Genomic DNA, 19,668 nt, shown 5'->3' on the forward strand with positions numbered 1-19,668 from the left:
TGGAACCCTGCCGAAAACATCGAGGGCGCAGCCAAATATTTGAAATTTTTACAAAGCCGTTTTGGTAATATCCAGCATGTGATAGCGAGCTACAATGCGGGTGAAGGCAACGTCATAAAGTATGGCGGTATTCCCCCCTTTCGTGAAACCCGTGACTACGTACAACGTGTGTTAAGCCGCTACAACAACCTATATCGCAATGATCCCAACCTGCGCTCTAGCACTAGCAGCAATGGCTTTCAAAATGTTAGCTATAATTCATCAAATGCTTATACGATTGTCCGCTAACAACCATATCTATAAGCCAGAAGCCCAAAGCCAGTGTAATACTGGCTTTTTTTATGTTACAAATTTATGCCACTTTTCCCTTTAATTTGTTGCATTAAACGCTATTATACTAATCATCATCGTCAACTTATTGTTGATAAGTATATTTTATCGTTTGATTGTCTTTAGGAAACCGTCATGTTACGAATTGGCTTATTTCTTTTAACTAACCTAGCGGTAATGGTGGTGTTTGGTATCGTCATGAACATCATTGCGCCAATGCTAGGGTTCAATTTGGGCGGCACAGGCACGACTAGCCTGCTGGTGATGTGTTTCATCTACGGTATGATAGGGTCTTTTGTATCGCTGTTGATGTCAAAATGGTTGGCAAAACGCTCTACAGGTACGCAAGTTATTGAACAGCCTTCTACCCAGTTGGAAGTTTGGCTGGTCGAAACAGTGCGCCGTTTGGCGCAAAACGTCAATATTGATATGCCAGAAGTGGGTATCTTTGATAATCCGTCACCCAATGCCTTTGCCACAGGTTGGAATAAAAACAAAGCTTTGGTTGCGGTATCGACTGGGTTACTACAATCGATGAACCAAGAAGAAGTCGAAGCGGTACTTGCCCATGAAATTGGTCACGTTGCCAATGGTGATATGGTGACCTTAGCGCTTGTTCAAGGGGTAGTTAACAGCTTTGTGATGTTCTTTGCCCGCATCGTGGGTTTATTTGTTGATCAGGCGGTATTTAAAAATGACAGCAACTCACCTGGTATGGGCTATTACATTACCAGTATGGTATTAGATATTGTGTTTGGTATTGCCGCGCAAGCAGTGGTCATGTGGTTCTCTCGTTACCGTGAATACCGTGCGGATGAAGCAGGTGCGCGTTTGGCGGGTAAATACAATATGATTGCTGCCTTAGAAGCGTTAAAACCTGCCAGCCAGCATCCTGACTATATGCCACAAGGCATGAAAGCCTTTGCCATTAATGAAGGTAAAGGGGGCTTTAGTTTTGCCCAGTTATTTGCTAGCCACCCCTCGCTTGATGACCGTATTGCCCATTTACAAAAATTGGCTCAGTAATTATTTTGAGCACTTGTTTTTGCTATATGTTTTAACTATTTTTCTTTTTTAGCAATGTAAAAAACCCAATCAGCGATTGGGTTTTTTAGTTATTGTTTAATACACTCAGATAATATCCTCAACAGTATTAAAATAAGTTATTTGGTCAGTTTCTGCGCATCCATGGCATCTTTGTGTAGACGGGTGTTGAGCTCATCGATGATTTCAATCCAACCTGCATCTGCACGGTATTCGTCTTTTAAAAATTTACGTTGGTTGTCGCTCCAAAAAGGTGCATCGCTCAGCTGGACTGATTGCGCCAATTGATTTTCTTGAATAAATTGTTCAACCGCAGCATCATCACCATCCATACCCATCTGCTCAAACAACATATTAATGTTTCTTTCGCCATCTGTCATCATTGTGGTTCTCCTAGTACTCTTAAAAGTGTCAATGTTTAGTATCAACGTTTAAAAGTATCAATATTTATTTTAATGTCATTATTTTTTAGCACTTATTTTATTGAAAAATTATCAAAAAGTGCCACAGGTTATTTATACCGTCAGACCATTGTAGTCAAAATTGGGTAAAAAAAATGTGATTTGATTGTATAGTGTGGTTATTTCATGTAAAAAAACCAGCCTAATGAGACTGGTTTTTTATCAAGTTAAAAGATTGTAACCTAATTAGTTGGGTAATAAGTGGCTTACTGCATCACGCTCTTCAGCCAATTCAGTTTCGGTGGCTTTCATTTTTTCTTGTGAGAAAGCCGATGAAACGTCTAGCCCTTCAACAATTTTCCAATCGCCATTTTGGCAAGTACATGGGAATGAGTAGATAAGACCTTTTTGGATACCGTATTCACCGTTTGAGTAAACACCCATAGATACCCAATCATTCTCATCGGTGCCTAGTGCCCATGAACGAATGTGCGCAATCGCAGCGTTTGCAGCAGATGCCGCTGATGAGGCACCACGCGCTTTAATGATGGCAGCACCACGTTGTTGTACGTTAGGGATATAAGTACCTTCGTACCAATCACGTTGTACTTGTTCTAGGGCAGGTTGACCTTTTACCGTAGTGAAAGTCAAATCTGGGTACTGGGTTGAAGAGTGGTTACCCCAAATGATCATTTTTTTGATGTCATTCACGGTGGTTTCAGTTTCTTCAGCCAGTTGCGCCATACCACGGTTGTGGTCAAGACGTGTCATCGCTGTAAAGTTACGTGGGTCAAGGTCTGGGGCATTGCGCTGTGCGATTAAGGCATTGGTGTTAGCGGGGTTACCCACAACCAATACTTTGACATTACGGCTAGCGTTGTCATTTAACGCTTTACCTTGTGCAGAGAAGATGGCGGCGTTGGCTTCGAGCAAATCTTTACGCTCCATGCCAGGACCACGAGGACGGGCACCTACCAGTAGGGCATAGTCCGCATCTTTGAACGCAACATTAGCGTCGTCAGTTTGTACGACGCCCGCTAGCAATGGGAATGCACAATCTTCAAGTTCCATTACCACACCTTTTAAAGCTTCTAAGGCTGGCGTGATTTCTAATAATTGTAAAATGACAGGTTGGTCTTTACCTAACATATCACCCGATGCGATACGAAATAATAATGAATAACTGATTTGACCAGCAGCACCAGTCACCGCAACACGAACAGGCTGTTTCATTGAAAGCTCCTATTATGATAAGTACAAGATCCTTTGCAAAAGCAAGGCAGTGAAAAAAGCAGAAAAAGTTGTCTAAAAAAGCTTGCCTAGTTTATCACTTGTCACCATCAAAGACCATAAATTTATGGGATCAATTGTCGGGTGAGTTTGACAATTATGGGTTCAAGACCGTCAAACACCAAGATAGAAAATACTGAAAACTAGGCAAAAACTGATACCGCCATCCCTCAATAATTACCATCAATCAAAAACTGATTGGGGCAGGTATAAGAGCGGGTGGCACATTGGGCAAAACGTCCATTGTTGTCATAGCACACGTTGATATAGGTCAATACAGATTGACCTGCACTATTTTTTTGACAGAAAAAATTAAACGAGTTTGGCTTCATGCCGGGGTTTAAAGATAACAATTGGCGGCTAAAACCACTGGACGCGAATCGATAACTGCGTCCGCTACTGAGTTCTTTTGGGAGTTTTAATTGACTGGCAAGCGAGTTAATGGTACGAAAATAATTAGGGGTACTTAGACCACTACAGCGGCCATACTGCTGCCAGATATTTTTGCGAATATTACCATCTGGAATGACTTTTGAGGTGATCTTTTCTTGCAGTGGCGACATGCTATAGCGGCTATTACTACAAGACTGGTTCGCCACCCGATAAAAATTCACCGTCATCGGGTTGCCTTCGATACATTGGCGAAGATTACCCATGTATGGGTTGAGCTTGCAGACAGCAGGGGATAATTCCACCCCTAAAACACTGTCGGCATGGGCAGCTGGGGTTGCTATAGTACCCATCACCGCCAAGCAGCTGAGTGACAAGTAACCGCTAAACTTTGCCCTTTTTTGATGACTTGAGCTGTTAACTAAACTAGCTAAATTTGCCGCCGCCTTATCATCTTTAAACTGTAATGGAAACTGTAACGATGCCCATTTGACGGCGTGTGATGCCGCGTGCAAGTTGGTAAAATCGAGTAACGTTTTTAGACAAGATGACAGCATAACAATTAAACCAAATAGTTGGTGATTAAAAACAAGCAGGTTGTTTTAACGTTTACAGTGAGCTTTTAAAATAGAAGTGACAGCAGGGATTGTTGACCTATCAATTTTTTGCTTGAAAAAACTTAATTTTTTCCCATTGCAACTAACCTTAATGAGTCATGTCAATTTTTTGAAATCATACTGATTAGGTCAGAATTTGTAAACCCTGTATATACTAAAAAACAACAGTAATTTATTGACTATTATCCATCAATTAGCTGTTGTTTTTTAGCGGATTTAGCAGGTTTATTTAATTCAGATTAATTTAATATTTAGCAGCAATGGTACCCATACGCTGACTAATCGGTTGGTTGCTGCCGCCAAGGAGCACATCATAATTGGTCGCATTTTCCATCACGGCTTTGACATAATTGCGCGTTTCTGCATAAGGAATGGTCTCAACATACTGATCGGCCGCTAGGCTACCATTCTCAGGTTGCCAAGTTTTGGCCTTACCTGGCCCTGCATTGTAGCCCGCGGTGGCTAATACAGGCTGACCGCCCAATTTATTTAAAATATCGCCCATATAATACGTACCGTAGCGAATATTAGTATCGCCCCCTGCGACGCGAGATGGCTCATACGGTTCGCCCAATTTACGTGCGATATAGCGCGCGGTGTCTGGCATGATTTGCATCAACCCCCCTGCCCCAACACCCGAACGCGCGCCGATATTAAAACGGCTTTCTTGACGCATAATGCCATACGCCCACGCAGGATCGATTCCCGCTTGGCGGCTGTATTGCACGACACTAGACTGATGGGGCATTGGGAATGCCAGTGCCGAATTTGGAATCGTTTTGGTAGACTCCAACGCATAGATAGCACGGTCATACCATCCCATGTCCGATGCGGTTTGCGCAGCTGCCAAAATCATCGTCTCATCACCACGGTCACGTGCTTTTTTTACCGCCCAGTTCCATTCACGGTTAGTATAGGCAGGATTGGCGGCAAGTTTATAGAGGGTAAATGCGCGATTAAAGAAACTATCGCTTGCGAGGCGTGAGTAATCACTATTGTTCACCGGTGGCGTGGTCGGCAATCGGTCAAAACGCTGCCCCAGTTGGTCTTTGGCGAGCAGTCCATAATAGTCATTGGTTTGCGCCAATTGATTAAATAGCTGATTAGCTTGTTGACGCTGCTGGTTTGTGCCGCCCAATTTGTAGGCTTTGGCAAGCCAATATTGCCATATCGGTTGCTGCTGATTTTTATAGTCCATTGCGCCAATGGCTTGTGCCAAATCTGACCATCGGCTATAGCGTATCGCTGCTTGGGCATAATTTTCGGCTTCTTCATTGTTAAATGGTACGCCCAGACTTTTTTGCATCCAATCAACCGCGTCACTACTAAACCCTTGATCGGTATTGACGCCCATCCTTGCCACACCCAAGGTACGGTAGGCATATTGACGAGTTTTGGCATCAAAAAACTGCGGGTTTCGCCCCACATCATAGTTGAGCTGCATCGCCGCTTCACTGACAGATTTTTTGGCAAGTTGCCCTAAGCCATATAAATATAAATATCGATTGCTGGCGGTTGCTGGCATACTTCCGAGTTGTGAGAAAAACGCATTGGGACTGCTACTGACGCTCATGAGCTGATTGTAGTTCAACTGCACGCCCAATCGGCTGGCAAGCTGCACGATATCACCATTGTTGCCCGTGCGTAGCATACGATACAGCCGCTGCTCACGGTCATCATTGCTAACCATGCGATTGCCATTGAGCTCTGTCGCCAACTGTTGGCAAAGCTGCGGCAGTTTTTTATCCGTGCTGAGCCAAACATTACCTTTTTCGGTATAAGCGCGCATGCTATCGCCACCGTGATTGAAGCCTAACGCAATGGCACAAGCTTCACTGGCATCAGGATTGGTTACATAGCTCGCCACTTGTCTAACTGCATCATAATCACCCATCCGCGCTTTGGTTTCCGCATAATCCGCCGCCAATTTTTCTGCCATCGCAGTTTGTGGATAACGGTTGGCAAAACTTACAATCGCTGATGCAGGCTGAGCGTCTAAGTCTTTATTGAGCTGCCAATATTCTGGATACATGGCTAGACTGCCACCCGCCATCATTTGCTGATAGTTGCCCATTTGCGATAAGTTGCCGCGGCTAGCTTCACGTTCGGCTTGGTTAAAATAACTATCCGCCGTGCTAGGCGTCCCTACAGAATAGCTACTTGCACAAGCAGATTCTGCAAAAACAGCAATCACACCGCATGAAATCATCGAAAGCTTGAGATTTTTCATAATAATTGGTAAGACCTTTAACTAGGATAAATAAATAGAATAAATAGGCAAAAAATGACAAAAGTAATGTAAAAATTGGTTAACCTTGCTGAAGCGATTATAACGATTGTCGACTAAAAAAAATTTACCCAAATCTCAACTAATTGTATAAAAATGTTGCAGCTTGTTTTATATAACCAATAGTTTTTTAATTTTAAATTTAATTAACTATAAATTATCAATTATTTGGCTTATGATAAGCCTATTATTAGCCACCAATAAATGCGATAAGCCATGACCCATACCCAACACGCCCTAAATATTCAACAATACCAAGACAAATCCCATAACTACCTCAATAGCCCTGTTCATGCACAAGGTGCTGAGTTCGACAAAATAAAGCAGTTGATAGAGGCGCACAAGCTTGCGCATATATTGGATTTGGGCTGTGGCGGTGGGCACGTCAGTTATCAGGTGGCACCTGTGGCCACATCAGTCATTGCTTATGACATTACCCCTACGATGACCGAAGTTGTCGCCAGCCAAGCCAAAACACGCGGCCTAACCAATATCACCACACAAATTGGTACGGCAGAAAAATTACCCTTTGCCGACCACCAATTTGATGCCATTATCACGCGCTATTCTGCGCACCATTGGCAAAATGTGCCACAAGCACTGTTTGAGATGCATCGCGCCCTAGCTGACGGTGGCAAAGTGGTGATTGTCGATGTGTTGGGCAATAGCAACCCCGTGCTCAATAATTTTTTACAGACCATTGAAACCATCCGCGATCCCAGTCATGTCAAAGATTATAGTCTTGCCGAGTGGTTGTATTTTGCAGAAATCACCGGCTTTAGCGTGACGACTGTCGAGATGCAAAAACTGGCGTTAAATTTTGACAGTTGGGTCGCCCGTATGCATACCCCTGATACCAGCATACAAGTGATTCGAGCCTTACAAAAAAATTGTGCCGCGCCTGTTAGACAATATTTTGAGATAGATGAGGCTGGCAATTTTAGCACCGATGTCATTTATTTAGTGCTGTCAAAATAATCACTACCGCATCTTGCCAAAAAAATCTGTTATAATTAAGGGTTTATTTTAGGCGAAACATTTAGGTGTAGTCATGACAGTTGCTACTTTTGACCCAAAAGCACAGATTTCCAAAACTCAAAATTTGGTAACGCCAACGCTAGTGGCGAGTGTTGAACCCACTATGCCACCAGCGGATACTCGTGTCAAACGCGTGTTTATCGAGACCCAAGGCTGTCAGATGAATGTGTATGACTCTGAAAAGATGGCAGATGTGCTAGGCGACTCCCATGGCATGGTGCTGACGGACAATCCTGAAGAAGCCGATGTACTGCTGATGAATACCTGCTCGATTCGAGAAAAAGCGCAAGAAAAAGTATTTTCTGAACTTGGACGCTGGAAAAAGCTTAAAGAGAAAAACCCGAATTTGGTCATTGGTGTGGGTGGCTGCGTGGCGTCACAAGAAGGCGATAAAATCCAAGCCCGTGCCCCGCATGTCGATATGGTGTTTGGACCGCAAACCCTACATCGCCTGCCAGAACTTTATGACCAATCCACCAAACAGCTGGATGTCAAACCCAAAAACCGTATCGGCGTCGTCGATGTGTCTTTCCCTAGCATTGAAAAATTTGACTTTTTACCCGAGCCCAAAGTGGAAGGGTTTAAGGCGTTTGTATCCATCATGGAAGGCTGCTCAAAATACTGCTCATTTTGCGTGGTGCCTTACACCCGCGGGGAAGAAATCTCGCGTCCACTCGATGACGTACTGGCTGAGATTGACAGCCTTGCTAGCCAAGGGGTACGTGAAGTAACACTATTGGGGCAAAACGTCAATGGCTATCGCGGTGAAAAACACGATGGCACGATTTGCCGTTTTAGTGAGTTATTGCATTATGTGGCGCACGTTGACGGCATTGAGCGTATTCGCTATACCACCAGCCATCCACTGGAATTTAGCGATGATATCATTGAAGCGTATGCCAAAATACCAAAACTGGTATCCCACCTGCACCTACCTGTGCAAAGTGGCTCCAACACTATCCTAGCCGCCATGAAACGTAACCACACCATTGATATCTACATTGAGCAAATCCGCAAACTGCGCGCGGTGCGCCCTGATATGTATTTATCAAGCGATTTTATTATCGGTTTTCCCAATGAAACCGACAAAGATTTCCAAGATACGCTCAATCTTGCCAAAGATTTGGATTTTGACCATTCATATAGCTTTATTTACTCCAAGCGTCCTGGTACGCCTGCGTCAGATTTGCCCGACAATGTCGATATGGCAACCAAAAAAGCCCGTTTGGCGGCGTTTCAGCAAGTGATTATTGACTCAACTTGGGAAAAAACCCAAGGCATGGTAGGTCAAACCGTGCGTGTGTTGGTGGAGCAACATGGTGACCGCAATCCTGAATTTTTGATGGGAACGGCAGATAATACGCGAACGGTACTATTCAAAGGCGATGATGCTTTGATTGGTAAACTGGTGATGGTGAAAGTCACGCGTGCCATGAGTCCGCATTTGGTGGAAGGTGAGTTGGTTGAAGTGTTGAGTTAATTTATTACCAATCAATTTCTGCTAAAGGAAAAGACGAGTTTATGGCTCGTCTTTTTTATTCAAGTTTATTTAAGCCAAGATGGATAAAAGATTTTTTGCTTAATGACTCATTAAACCCTTTTAAGAGTTTTTGCTCGACTTGGCATAGTTTATTGTCATTCATATATTGTTTATTGAATTCCATAATATCCCGCCACGACATATTATAAATTTCCATTTCTCTTGCTATATCGATCACGTCCTCTCTTAAGAGCTGATGAAACTTTCTTTCATTTTTTTGGCAAAAATTAATTTCCTCATCAATTAGCATGGTTTTTTCATATTTTTCATGTTTGCCAGAAATAAAAATCAAAACCAGCCTGGTATCTTCATCAACAAATCCTTTAGCAATCAAAGATTTAAGCATAAATGCGTATTTTAGAATTTGGTCTTTATTTTTACCGCCATTGAGCTTTAATTCATTGGCTATTAAGACTTTCTGTGTATGATTATAAGCAAGGTTATCCATTCCCATTTCAAATAATTCTGTGCTAAACGTGAACAAATTGCTATTACCATGAGTAGACCACGCACCGCCTTTATTAAACTGGGTAAACTGGCTATATAAGCTATCCATATAGTTATCACTCGCCAAACTTAGGAATATGTCGAATTCTTTGTTGAGATAGTCTTCTGAGAAATAAACTAAACGTCTAACTGCTTCTCTAGCATTACAAATGCCCTTATTTTTTAAGGCGTAAGTTTCGGCTTGCTCCGCCATATCCATTTGCAAAGCCAGTTTTGCATTAACTATTTTTTCAATCTGCTCAAAAGTTTTATCTTGTATAGCTGGGTCAAGCGACCACTCAATGATTTGTCGCACATATTGTTTTTTGGATACGCCTAAAACACTTTGCGGATTCCATACCAAAAAATCTGCAAGATTTGATAAGCCTTTTGTCCAACTAATCTCTTCTTTTAGATGATTCATTTGTCCAAAAATATTGCGAAATCTCGCAGAAGCACTCGTCATAATCTTTCCTTAAATTTCTTTTTCTTTAGTGACACGTAACACTTCTTCCAGTGTAGTTTTCCCTGCCAATACTTTTTTGAGTCCATCGGCACGAATGGATTGTGTTTTGCTGCGCGCATAGGCTTCTAACTCAAACTCCGCCGTTTGGCTATGAATCAGTTGTCGCAGTTTGTCATCGACAGGCACCACTTCATAAATCGCAGTACGTCCCCGAAATCCCGATTGATTGCACTTTTCGCAGCCCACAGGTTTTGGCAGTTTAATCTCCCTAACTTCGCCTATTTCAGTAAAAATCTGCGTTTGATAGGCATCGGCAAGTGCCCATGTATGGCAATGCGGACACAAAGTACGCACTAGTCGCTGTGCCACCACGCCAATGAGGCTCGATGACAGCAAAAACGGCTCAACTCCCATATCTTGTAGCCGCGTCACCGCACCAATCGCCGTATTGGTATGCAGGGTTGAGAGTACCAAGTGACCTGTGAGTGACGCTTGCACCGCAATTTCTGCGGTCTCTAAATCGCGAATCTCCCCCACCATGACCACGTCAGGGTCTTGGCGTAGCATGGCTCGCAAACTACGGGCAAAGGTCATATCCACTTTATTATTGACTTGGGTTTGCCCAATACCATCTAGCTGAAACTCAATCGGGTCTTCAGCGGTCAAAATATTACGGGTGTTATCGTTCAAATCCGTCAACGCCGCGTACAGCGTCGTGGTTTTGCCCGAACCTGTCGGACCTGTGACAAGAATAATGCCATGCGGGCGATGAATTAAGCGTTTAAGCTCGCTATAATCATTGTCTGACAACCCCAAATAGGTCATATTTAACCGACCCGCTTGTTTATCCAAAAGCCGCATCACCACACGCTCACCAAAATTTGATGGCAAGGTCGATACCCGCACATCCACTTCTCGCCCAGCCAGACGTAATGAGATGCGTCCATCCTGCGGTACCCGTTTTTCAGCGATATCCAGTTTTGCCATCACCTTGATACGGGACACCAGTAGCGGTGATAGTTCCCGTTTTGGACTGACGATTTCTTTAAGCACCCCATCCACCCGAAAGCGCACCGATAGCCGTTTTTCAAAGGTTTCGATATGGATATCTGAGGCGTTTAGGCGGATGGCTTCAGACAGCAGCGCATTGATTAGCCGAATGATGGGCGCGTCATCTTCTTGGTCCATCAAGTCTTCCGTCTCAGGGACACTGTCAGCGAGACTCATCAAATCGGGATGGTCTTCAAGCCCAGCGGCAATATGCTGAGATTCCCCTGTGTTACCTGCATAGACAGCGGCTAACTGCTTTTCAAAATCGTCACTTTGCGCCATGGCAAAATTCAATGGCAGCGGCACCCCTGCTTGACTGGCAAAACGGTTGGCTTCGTTGATGGCTTCCATAGGGGTATCAGCGGTCATTAACAACGTCGGCGGGTCAGTCAAATCTTGCGAGTATTGCAACAGCAGTTGATGACGTTTGGCAAAACTATAGGGCAAGGCAATCGGATTTAGCATAGGGATTATCAAATGAAATAAGCCAAGAAAAGATGCGTTCCATTGTAGCTTATCAACAGGACAAATCCTACCAAGGCGCACAAAAAGACCCTGAGACAAGCTATATTTTGTTATACTAAAGCATTTTTTACTGATTGATAACCATGACAATCAAAATCTAAAAAGGGATGACAATGACCCAAACCACTTCAACTCAAAATCCTGAAACCCAAAATTCTTCAATCCAAAATACGCTGACCGCCGCAAACGACCTCCTACACATTGGCTCGCGCACGTTTAACTCTCGTTTGCTCGTCGGTACTGGCAAATATACAGATTTGGCTCAAACAGGCGAAGCCATCGCTGCCAGCGGCGCGCAAATCGTCACTGTCGCCATTCGCCGCGTAAATATCGGGCAGAAGAAAGATGAACCCAATCTACTCGATGTGATTTCTCCAGAAAAATACACTATTCTACCCAACACCGCTGGCTGTTTTGACGCGGCTAGCGCCGTTCGTACCTGTCAGTTGGCGCGTGAATTGTTGGATGGGCACAACCTTGTCAAACTTGAAGTATTGGGCGATGAAAAAAACTTGTATCCCAACGTCATCGAAACCGTGAAAGCGGCTAAGACCTTGATTGATGATGGCTTTGATGTGATGGTGTACACCTCAGATGACCCGATTGTTGCCAAAGAACTCGAGAGTATGGGCTGTGTGGCGATTATGCCATTGGGCAGTTTGATTGGCTCAGGTTTGGGATTGCTCAACCGCCATACTTTAAGTCTAATCATTGAGCAGACCCAAGTGCCGGTCTTGGTGGATGCAGGTGTGGGTACGGCCAGTGATGCCGCCATTGCCTTAGAATTAGGCTGTGATGGTGTGCTGATGAACACCGCGATTGCCCATGCGCAAAACCCTGTGTTGATGGCGTCTGCCATGAAACATGCGGTGATGGCTGGACGTGAGGCTTTCTTGGCGGGTCGTATGCCAGCGCGTTATATGGCACAAGCTAGCTCGCCACAGACTGGCTATTTTTTCCGCTAATTTATTATTTCATAGTTAAGGACATCGCATGCGTCTGCTCACCGCCATTGACCAGTTATTTATCTTACTTGAAAATCGCAATCAGCCGATGCACATTGGTGGGCTGTTCTTGTTTGAGATTCCCGATGGCGCAAGCGATACCTTTGTCAGTGATTTGGTGCAGCAGATGGTCACGCAAAAGACGCCGCCGAGTTTTCCGTTTAACCAAGTGTTATATCATTTAGCATGGTGGAAAACCGATGAAAACTTTGAAGTCGACCATCATTTTCGCCATATCGCACTGCCAAAACCGGCACGCATCCGTGAGCTATTGACTTATGTGTCCCAAGAGCACAGCAAATTACTCAACCGTGCCAAACCGATGTGGGAATGTCACATCATCGAGGGGATTGAAGGCAATCGTTTTGCGTTGTATTTTAAGATTCATCATTCTATGGTCGATGGGATAGCGGCGATTCGTTTGGTCAAAAAATCGCTATCAGAATCGCCAACCGAGCGGATTAGCTTGCCAATTTGGTCGCTAATGACCCGTCATCGTCACCAACTCGATGCTTTGATACCAGAAGATAAATCCCTTCTGCGTGTCGTCAAAGAGCAAGCGCTCGCTATCCCACCTGCCATCAAAGCCTTAGGTAAAAATGTGGTGGAGCGATTTCACAAAGACTACATTACCACCACCCAAGCGCCAGATAGCCCCCTCAACCAACCGGTATCAAGCTCACGGCGTATCTCTGCCCAATCTTATGAGCTTATTCGTTTTCAAACCATCGCCAAACATTACGCTGTGACCGTCAATGATGTGATTTTGGCGATTTGTTCGGGCGCGTTACGCCGTTATTTGCTCGATATCAATGGCTTACCCAAAAAACCCTTGATTGCTTTTGTGCCCTTATCCCTACGCGATGACAACGATAGCGCAAGCCAACACGTTGGCAATCAAATTACCTTTATTTTAGCCAATCTTGCCACCCACCTTGCCGACCCTGTTGCACGGTTAAAGACGATTAATGGCAGCACCAAAAATAGTAAAAAGCGCTTTTCACGGATGAAGCAAGCCTCGTCGATTATTTATAGTGGGGTTGCTTATAGCCGTTCAGGGTTGCAGGTACTTACGGGTCTGTTTCCCGATTATCGCGGTTTTAACTTGATTATCTCAAATGTACCAGGCTCCCATCAGCCATTGTATTGGCAAGGGGCAAAACTGCAGGCGCTGTATCCTGCTTCGATTGTGCTCAATGACCAAGCGATGAATATCACCTTGTGTACTTACGTGGATAAAATCGAGTTTTGTATCGTCACCTGTAGCCAAATATTGCCCCATAGCCAACGATTACTCACCTATATGGAAGAGGAACTCAAGCAATTTGAATCGCTCATCAGTAACTAAGCTGTGCTAAAATTTTATAATAAAAAACGGCAATGACTGCCGTTTTTTAATGAAATAAACTTTATCTTATGTTTAGTGATTTAAGATTTTTGACAAGAAATCTTTCGCGCGTTCGCTGCGCGCACCGGCGAAGAATTCTTCACGGCTACAGTTTTCAACGATATGACCTTGATCCATAAAGATAATACGGTTGGCGACTTGGCGCGCAAAGCCCATTTCGTGGGTCACACACATCATGGTCATGCCCTCATTAGCAAGCTCAATCATCACCTCAAGCACCTCTTGAATCATCTCAGGGTCAAGTGCGGAAGTTGGCTCATCAAACAGCATTGCAATCGGGTCCATACTGAGCGCACGCGCAATTGCTACCCGTTGCTGCTGACCGCCTGACAATTCGGCAGGGTATTTTTTGGCATGTGCTGACAAGCCCACGCGGTCAAGATAACCCAAGCCTTTTTTCTGCGCTTCAGACTGACTACGACCCAATACTTTGATTTGTGCCAAGGTCAAATTTTCTAAGATGGATAAATGCGGAAACAGTTCAAAATGCTGAAATACCATCCCTACCCGGCTACGTAGTTTTGGCAGGTCGGTTTCTTTGGCGCCGACCGACATGCCATCAATCAAGATTTCACCTTGTTGAAAGGCTTCAAGCCCATTGACGGTTTTGATTAAAGTTGATTTACCGCTACCTGATGGACCACAGATAACAGTCACATCGCCTTTGTGCACATGCGCGGTACAGTCGGTCAATACTTGAAAGTCGCCATACCATTTACTGATTTTGTTGACATTAATCATGATATCGGGACTGGCGTGTCCACTGTTTGATACCAAGCCGCCAAATTCGTTGAGCCAGGTGGTTTCATCAATTTTAGTAACTACTGACATGTTATTTTCCTTTATTCAATATTGATTAAGCCATGCGAAAGCGTTTGCGTAGGTGGTTGACAGCGGTCGATGCGGTTAGACTGACCACAAAATAAAACGCCCCTGCCAGCAAGATATAGGGGGTGAGTAGCCCCATCAAGTCACCGCGCACGTATGAGGCTCGGAATAAATCCACCAAGCCAATCGCAAACACCAACGTCGTATCTTGGAACAAAATAATCGACTGTTGTAGAAGTAGCGGAAACATCTTGCGAAACGCTTGTGGCAAAATAATAAAGCGCATGGTCTGACCATAAGTCATACCCAAGGCTTTAGCAGCATTGACCTGTCCTTTGCCAATTGACTGGATACCCGCACGTACAATCTCAGAAAAATATGCGGCTTCAAACACCATAAATGCCACCACGCACGAAGTAAACGCGGTATCCAACGTCAAATACGTGCCCGTCACCAAGTTGTACACCATCGGTACAGCAAAATAAAACCAAAGCAATACCAACAGCAGCGGCACTGAACGGAAAAAGTTGACATACAGCTTGGCAGGCACGGCTAAAATTCGAATGCCCGACAACCGCATCAAGGCTAGAATCGTACCCAGCGTCAAACCGCCAATAATAGCTAAAAACAACACTTTGAAGGTGATCCATAAGCCACCCATCAACCCTGGCATTGCGGCTTGTAATTCCATCATATTCATGCGCCACCCCCATCGATTTGACCTTTGATGCGTAATTTTTTCTCAAGCCAAGTCATAAAATAAATCAACACCAAATTAAACAATAAATAAATAATCGTGGTAAAGGTATACACTTCGATATTGTTCTGGGTATATTCACTGATAGTTTTGGTTTGGCTAATCAGCTCAGTAACCCCGACCAATGAAGCGACCGAGGCATTCTTAAAACAGTTGGTAAGCTCAGAGCTCATCGGTGGTAAAATCACCCGAAATGCCTGTGGCAAGACGATATGGCGATACGTCTGGGGTAAGGTGAACCCGAGCGCATAGGCAGCATTGGTCTGCCCTTTTGGCAATGATTCAATGCCCGTACGCACTTGCTCAACGATACGCGCCGCAGTAAATAACCCAAGACCAATACTTGCCGAAATCACCGCCGAGGTATTTGGGTCTAACTCTTGAAACCACCATTTTTGTAAGGCAGGTGTCAGCCAAGTAGGTGCCACATAAAACCAGAAGAATAACTGTATTAATAGCGGAATGTTACGAAAAAAACTCACATAAGCCGTACCAATCGCTCTGGCAGTTTTGTTTGGTAAAGTACGCATAATACCTAAAATCGTACCGATAATTAAAGCAATCAGCCAGCCACTCCCACCAATGACCAACAGCCATTTAAAGCCTGTCAATAGCCACTGCCAGTAGACTTCATTGCCTACGCCTGTTGGTTGCAGCAACACGCCCCAATTCCAACTATAATTCATTGCCACCCCCAAAATCCTGTCTAGCAAATTGATTTACCCAAAAACTAAAACTGACGTAACCACAATTGATAGGTGATGACGTCAGTTTTATGTTAAATAGTAACCTTCCTAACCTAGTTTGTTGTTATCCCATCAAACTCAACTCATCAAACTAGGGTTTTGCTGCACTTGCAATTGCATTGCTTGCAGATGCCACAGCGGTTGCCACATTACTAGCGCCCGTTGCTACTGCATTGACGGTAGCAGATGCGGCTGCATTAGCGACGTCTTTTGGTTGCGCGCCATCATGTGGGTTTGCTAACAAGTCTTTTAAGTTGTCAGACATTTGGAAGTTCATATTGATGTTTTTTGGTGGAATCGGTGACATGAACCATTTTTTGTAGATGTCGTTGATTTCACCTGATGAATAAGTCGCAACCAACGCATCATCGACTACTTTTTTGAATTCACTATCGTCTTTACGCATCATACAGCCGTAAATTTCATACGATTGTGGGGTACCAACAATGACCCATTTGTTTGGATCTTTGGCTTTGGCTTTTTCACCCGCGAGCAGTACGTCATCCATCATAAAGGCTGCCGCACGACCGCTTTCTAACATCAAGAAAGATTCGCCGTGGTCTTTGGCAGAAACGATGTTAATGCCCATTTTTTTGTCATCGTTGAGTTTTTTGATAAAACGCTCAGAGGTGGTACCTGCGGTAGTCACTAAGGTTTTGCCTTTTAAATCCGCAAAATCTTTGATGCCTGAATCTTTAGCCGTTAATAAGCGAGTACCAATCTCAAAGAAACCGTTTGAGAAAGCCACTTGTTTTTGGCGTTCTTCATTGTTGGTGGTTGAACCACACTCTAAGTCAACCGTACCATTTTGTACCAATGGGATACGAGTTTGTGAGGTTACTAGGTTATAACGCACTTTAAGGTCTGGCATATTCAATTGTTTTTTGACTGCGTCAACAATTTTTAATTGTAGGTCATGGGCATAACCTACAGGTTGGTTTGGCGTACCTGCGATATAAGAAAATGGAATTGAGGAATCACGGTAACCCAGTACGATTTCCCCTGATTTTTTAATTTTATCGAGCGTTTTTTCACCAGTAGCCGCTGCCGCTGGTTGGCTACCTTCAGTCCCTGCCGCTTTGTTGTCGCTGGCTTTGTTACAACCTGCAAGACCTAATGCCATAATAGCAACGGTTGCTAAGGCGATTGGCTTTTTAGAGATTAAAATCATCCTATGATCCTTGTCGTATGATACGTTCTTAGTTAATCTTTTCGCTGTGTGGCTGTCAATGCCAAATCGAGTAAAAAGACTCCCCCCATCTCTTGATGTTTATCCTTCCTTGTCTTTCATCATCCCTCATTGCACCCATTAAAATCTGGCAAAACCTTGAACAATGACTGATAAAAAATAGTTTAGGATACTCAAAAGATTTAAAATGTGTGTTTATAGTAATTTACTTTTCTGTGTTGTGACAATAGATTTACAAAAAATATTTTTTTCATCATCGACAATTTTTTTACCATTTTTTTGCTATTTTCTATTTTATCCCCATTTATAGCTCAATAAATTGATTAAAACTCACTTAAGATAGGTTATTTATGACAACAGCGACTCTAGCACTTCACGATTTTGATATGCGCCAACGTTTTTATTTTGAGCAAAGCCCTGTACGCGGTGACGTGGTACGCATCAATGACAGTCTGCGGACGATATTGCAGCAAAAAGATTACCCAATTGCCCTGCAAAAACTACTTGGGGAAATGTTGGTTGCGGCAAGCTTGCTGATTGGCACCTTAAAAATCGAAGGTCGTCTATCCATTCAATTGCAAAATTCAGGTGCAGCCACTGACCCTGAACAGGACAGCTTAACTTGGGCGATGGCAGAGTGTGACCACCAAGGTCATATTCGCGGTCTTGCAGAGTGGACAGGCGCGTGGCAATCCGCACAAACGGCGAATGATGCCTTTGCCAAACTCGGTAAAGTCGGTGAAGGGGTGTTATTTATTAATATCCAACCTGATGCCACATATGGCACACAAGCAGAAGGCTATCAAGGTATCGTTGAGCGTGTGGCGGATAACTTAGCGGATTGTTTGGCACACTATCAACAGCAATCTGTACAGATTCCTACCTTAATCAACTTGGCTTGTGATGGTGAGCAAGCGGGCGGTATCGTGCTGCAGTTGCTACCACGTACCACAGAAGAAGAGTATGAGACGGTGGATAATGACTTGTTCCCGCGCTTAAAAATCTTAACCAAAACGCTAAAAGCTGAAGAATTAACCACCTTGCCAGCTGATGAGATTTTATATCGCTTGTATCATGAAGAAGACGTGGTGACGGCTGAGCCTATGCCGTTGACCTTTGCTTGTACCTGCTCACAGCAGAAAAGTGAATCGGCAATTTTTCAGTTGGGCAAACCAGCTGCATTAGAAATCGCTAATGAGCATGGAGGCGCGGTGGCGTTAGATTGTGGTTTCTGCGGGCATGTTTACCGTTTTGATCACAAAGATATTGAAATGATTTTTGCTTAATTTAATGGATTGCATAGCTACTTTTACATCATTTAAAATTGCGCAATATTGGTTACGCTTCTAGTTGATGTGATAGCCAAAACTAATACCAAAGTTACAAGTTAACTTTGGTATTTTTTTGCATATTTGATAAGTTATAAGCATCAAGTTTGCGATAACTTAAGTTAAGCTTGATAAGTTTTAGATTAAAAATTAATTAGGAAAACAATACAATAGAAAATAAGGATATCGTTATGTCAGTGGCAAAAAATATCGAAATTAGCAGCAGCTCAACGGTAAGTTTTGAAGATGCCATCAAAAAAGGCATTGCACAAGTCAACAAAACGGTTAATAACGTGGAAGGTGCTTGGATTAAAGAGCAAAAAGTACGCATTAGCGATGGTAATATCACTAGCTATAACGTGATGATGATTGTTAGCTTTGTAATTGAAGATGACAGCACTGATTTAAAATAAAGATTTTATTTATCCATAAAAAACCCTAGCATAGGCTAGGGTTTTTTGTTGGTTGCCATTACTCTTCAATCCATTTGCCTTTTCGATAAACCAATGCAAACTTAGTCGCTTTGCCGTCTTTTTCTGAGCCGATATATTGCTCGGCATTTTTACGGCTCCAACGCAAAATTGTTGGATTGCCCTCATTGTCGGTATCTGGCGCGGTAAATAAATACTGGAATTTATCTTCCAACTGATCTTTTATCGCGCGTAATTCTGACAGTTTTGGTGGGCGCGTCTCGCGCACTTTAGGAAATTTTGACGCTGCCAAGAATAACCCTGCTGCCCCTTCACGCAAGATATAATGGTCATCAAATTTTTGTGACTTGAGTTCTGGCATAGGGATTGCGGTCATGCGTGGCGGCGCTGCATCGCCATTTTTGAGCACTTTACGGGTGTTATCGCACTGCTGACAGGCAAAATAGGCACCAAAACGCCCAGTTTTGAGCACCATTTGCCCATCGCATTTATCACAAGGTATGGTAGGCACAT

19 protein-coding genes are annotated in these 19,668 nt (G+C 43.7%); 8 read left to right on the plus strand and 11 right to left on the minus strand.

Translation table 11 applies throughout. The annotated features are described in order from the left end of the window. Together RT143_RS10810 and htpX are read left to right on the plus strand one after the other, a co-directional pair. On the plus strand, positions 1-288 hold a 288-nt coding region (locus RT143_RS10810; RefSeq protein WP_313093025.1), incomplete at its 5' end, for a lytic transglycosylase domain-containing protein. Between the two features lie 177 nt (positions 289-465). Next, a complete protein-coding gene (gene htpX / locus RT143_RS10815) occupies positions 466-1,356 on the plus strand; it encodes a protease HtpX (RefSeq protein ID WP_284034677.1) in 891 nt (296 codons plus the stop codon). A gap of 137 nt (positions 1,357-1,493) precedes the next feature. On the opposite strand, the gene RT143_RS10820 is transcribed toward htpX, so the two are convergent. From RT143_RS10820 to RT143_RS10835, 4 genes are all read right to left on the minus strand, one after another. Beyond that, positions 1,494-1,757, minus strand: a complete 264-nt coding sequence (locus RT143_RS10820; RefSeq protein WP_188874780.1) for a DUF2789 family protein — start codon at positions 1,755-1,757, stop codon at positions 1,494-1,496. 264 nt (positions 1,758-2,021) lie between these two features. Continuing rightward, a complete protein-coding gene (locus RT143_RS10825) occupies positions 2,022-3,008 on the minus strand; it encodes a malate dehydrogenase (protein ID WP_007116966.1) in 987 nt (328 codons plus the stop codon). Between the two features lie 227 nt (positions 3,009-3,235). Next, positions 3,236-4,012, minus strand: coding sequence for a T2 family ribonuclease (locus RT143_RS10830; RefSeq protein WP_313093026.1), 777 nt, complete (start codon positions 4,010-4,012; stop codon positions 3,236-3,238). A 304-nt stretch (positions 4,013-4,316) separates the two neighbouring features. Continuing rightward, the gene (locus RT143_RS10835) at positions 4,317-6,302 is read right to left on the minus strand and encodes a lytic transglycosylase domain-containing protein (RefSeq protein WP_313093027.1); all 1,986 of its coding nucleotides are present in this window, start codon (positions 6,300-6,302) and stop codon (positions 4,317-4,319) included. Between the two features lie 273 nt (positions 6,303-6,575). Between RT143_RS10835 and RT143_RS10840 the strand changes: the two genes are divergently transcribed. Both RT143_RS10840 and miaB read left to right on the plus strand, forming a co-directional pair. Then, positions 6,576-7,337, plus strand: coding sequence for a class I SAM-dependent methyltransferase (locus RT143_RS10840; RefSeq protein ID WP_313093028.1), 762 nt, complete (start codon positions 6,576-6,578; stop codon positions 7,335-7,337). Between the two features lie 73 nt (positions 7,338-7,410). Further along, complete coding sequence (gene miaB / locus RT143_RS10845; protein ID WP_313093030.1) at positions 7,411-8,877, plus strand: tRNA (N6-isopentenyl adenosine(37)-C2)-methylthiotransferase MiaB; 1,467 nt, start codon at positions 7,411-7,413, stop codon at positions 8,875-8,877. Positions 8,878-8,932: 55 nt separating this feature from the next. Here miaB and RT143_RS10850 read toward each other — a convergent pair whose 3' ends face one another. Both RT143_RS10850 and gspE read right to left on the minus strand, forming a co-directional pair. Further along, positions 8,933-9,889 carry a hypothetical protein gene (locus tag RT143_RS10850; RefSeq protein ID WP_313093031.1) on the minus strand — a complete coding sequence of 319 codons (957 nt, stop codon included), beginning with the start codon at positions 9,887-9,889 and terminating at the stop codon, positions 8,933-8,935. A 9-nt stretch (positions 9,890-9,898) separates the two neighbouring features. Beyond that, entirely contained in the window at positions 9,899-11,404 is a 1,506-nt protein-coding gene (gene gspE / locus RT143_RS10855; RefSeq protein WP_409519716.1) for a type II secretion system ATPase GspE, read from the minus strand. A gap of 173 nt (positions 11,405-11,577) precedes the next feature. On the opposite strand from gspE, the gene RT143_RS10860 reads away from it, so the two are divergent. Both RT143_RS10860 and RT143_RS10865 read left to right on the plus strand, forming a co-directional pair. Further along, complete coding sequence (locus RT143_RS10860; RefSeq protein ID WP_313093032.1) at positions 11,578-12,429, plus strand: thiazole synthase; 852 nt, start codon at positions 11,578-11,580, stop codon at positions 12,427-12,429. Positions 12,430-12,457: 28 nt separating this feature from the next. Then, entirely contained in the window at positions 12,458-13,816 is a 1,359-nt protein-coding gene (locus RT143_RS10865; RefSeq protein ID WP_313093033.1) for a WS/DGAT/MGAT family O-acyltransferase, read from the plus strand. Positions 13,817-13,888: 72 nt separating this feature from the next. On the opposite strand, the gene RT143_RS10870 is transcribed toward RT143_RS10865, so the two are convergent. The 4 genes from RT143_RS10870 to RT143_RS10885 form a co-directional block, all read right to left on the minus strand. Next, a complete protein-coding gene (locus RT143_RS10870; RefSeq protein WP_143822824.1) occupies positions 13,889-14,617 on the minus strand; it encodes an amino acid ABC transporter ATP-binding protein in 729 nt (242 codons plus the stop codon). 115 nt (positions 14,618-14,732) lie between these two features. Beyond that, positions 14,733-15,404 (minus strand): ABC transporter permease subunit, encoded by a 672-nt coding sequence (locus RT143_RS10875; protein WP_313093034.1) that lies wholly within the window; start codon positions 15,402-15,404, stop codon positions 14,733-14,735. Beyond that, on the minus strand, positions 15,401-16,147 hold the full coding sequence (locus RT143_RS10880; protein ID WP_040404072.1) for an amino acid ABC transporter permease: 747 nt from the start codon (positions 16,145-16,147) through the stop codon (positions 15,401-15,403). Before RT143_RS10880 ends, RT143_RS10875 begins: the two co-directional genes overlap by 4 nt. 151 nt (positions 16,148-16,298) lie before the next feature. Next, complete coding sequence (locus RT143_RS10885; protein ID WP_313093035.1) at positions 16,299-17,378, minus strand: glutamate/aspartate ABC transporter substrate-binding protein; 1,080 nt, start codon at positions 17,376-17,378, stop codon at positions 16,299-16,301. A 368-nt stretch (positions 17,379-17,746) separates the two neighbouring features. On the opposite strand from RT143_RS10885, the gene hslO reads away from it, so the two are divergent. Further along, a complete protein-coding gene (hslO, locus tag RT143_RS10890; RefSeq protein WP_313093036.1) occupies positions 17,747-18,682 on the plus strand; it encodes an Hsp33 family molecular chaperone HslO in 936 nt (311 codons plus the stop codon). A 233-nt stretch (positions 18,683-18,915) separates the two neighbouring features. Beyond that, positions 18,916-19,137: a dodecin family protein gene (locus RT143_RS10895; RefSeq protein ID WP_062331757.1), complete on the plus strand. Its 222-nt coding sequence runs from the start codon at positions 18,916-18,918 to the stop codon at positions 19,135-19,137. Between the two features lie 58 nt (positions 19,138-19,195). On the opposite strand, the gene RT143_RS10900 is transcribed toward RT143_RS10895, so the two are convergent. Next, positions 19,196-19,668, minus strand: a 473-nt coding sequence (locus RT143_RS10900; RefSeq protein WP_313093038.1) for a topoisomerase DNA-binding C4 zinc finger domain-containing protein, incomplete at its 5' end; no start/stop codon positions are given.

The sequence above is a fragment of the Moraxella sp. CTOTU48268 genome (assembly GCF_032069585.1).
GTDB classification, from domain to species: Bacteria; Pseudomonadota; Gammaproteobacteria; order Pseudomonadales; family Moraxellaceae; genus Faucicola; species Faucicola cinerea.

Coding starts and splice junctions, on each gene's coding strand:
- RT143_RS10850 (WP_313093031.1), bottom strand. CDS start 9,889: ATGACGAGTGCTTCTGCGAGATTTCGCAATATTTTTGGACAAATGAAT.
- hslO (WP_313093036.1), top strand. CDS start 17,747: ATGACAACAGCGACTCTAGCACTTCACGATTTTGATATGCGCCAACGT.
- RT143_RS10840 (WP_313093028.1), top strand. CDS start 6,576: ATGACCCATACCCAACACGCCCTAAATATTCAACAATACCAAGACAAA.
- RT143_RS10875 (WP_313093034.1), bottom strand. CDS start 15,404: ATGAATATGATGGAATTACAAGCCGCAATGCCAGGGTTGATGGGTGGC.
- RT143_RS10830 (WP_313093026.1), bottom strand. CDS start 4,012: ATGCTGTCATCTTGTCTAAAAACGTTACTCGATTTTACCAACTTGCAC.
- RT143_RS10880 (WP_040404072.1), bottom strand. CDS start 16,147: ATGAATTATAGTTGGAATTGGGGCGTGTTGCTGCAACCAACAGGCGTA.
- RT143_RS10860 (WP_313093032.1), top strand. CDS start 11,578: ATGACCCAAACCACTTCAACTCAAAATCCTGAAACCCAAAATTCTTCA.
- RT143_RS10835 (WP_313093027.1), bottom strand. CDS start 6,302: ATGAAAAATCTCAAGCTTTCGATGATTTCATGCGGTGTGATTGCTGTT.
- RT143_RS10895 (WP_062331757.1), top strand. CDS start 18,916: ATGTCAGTGGCAAAAAATATCGAAATTAGCAGCAGCTCAACGGTAAGT.
- htpX (WP_284034677.1), top strand. CDS start 466: ATGTTACGAATTGGCTTATTTCTTTTAACTAACCTAGCGGTAATGGTG.
- RT143_RS10885 (WP_313093035.1), bottom strand. CDS start 17,378: ATGATTTTAATCTCTAAAAAGCCAATCGCCTTAGCAACCGTTGCTATT.
- RT143_RS10870 (WP_143822824.1), bottom strand. CDS start 14,617: ATGATTAATGTCAACAAAATCAGTAAATGGTATGGCGACTTTCAAGTA.
- RT143_RS10865 (WP_313093033.1), top strand. CDS start 12,458: ATGCGTCTGCTCACCGCCATTGACCAGTTATTTATCTTACTTGAAAAT.
- RT143_RS10825 (WP_007116966.1), bottom strand. CDS start 3,008: ATGAAACAGCCTGTTCGTGTTGCGGTGACTGGTGCTGCTGGTCAAATC.
- RT143_RS10820 (WP_188874780.1), bottom strand. CDS start 1,757: ATGATGACAGATGGCGAAAGAAACATTAATATGTTGTTTGAGCAGATG.
- miaB (WP_313093030.1), top strand. CDS start 7,411: ATGACAGTTGCTACTTTTGACCCAAAAGCACAGATTTCCAAAACTCAA.
- gspE (WP_409519716.1), bottom strand. CDS start 11,404: ATGCTAAATCCGATTGCCTTGCCCTATAGTTTTGCCAAACGTCATCAA.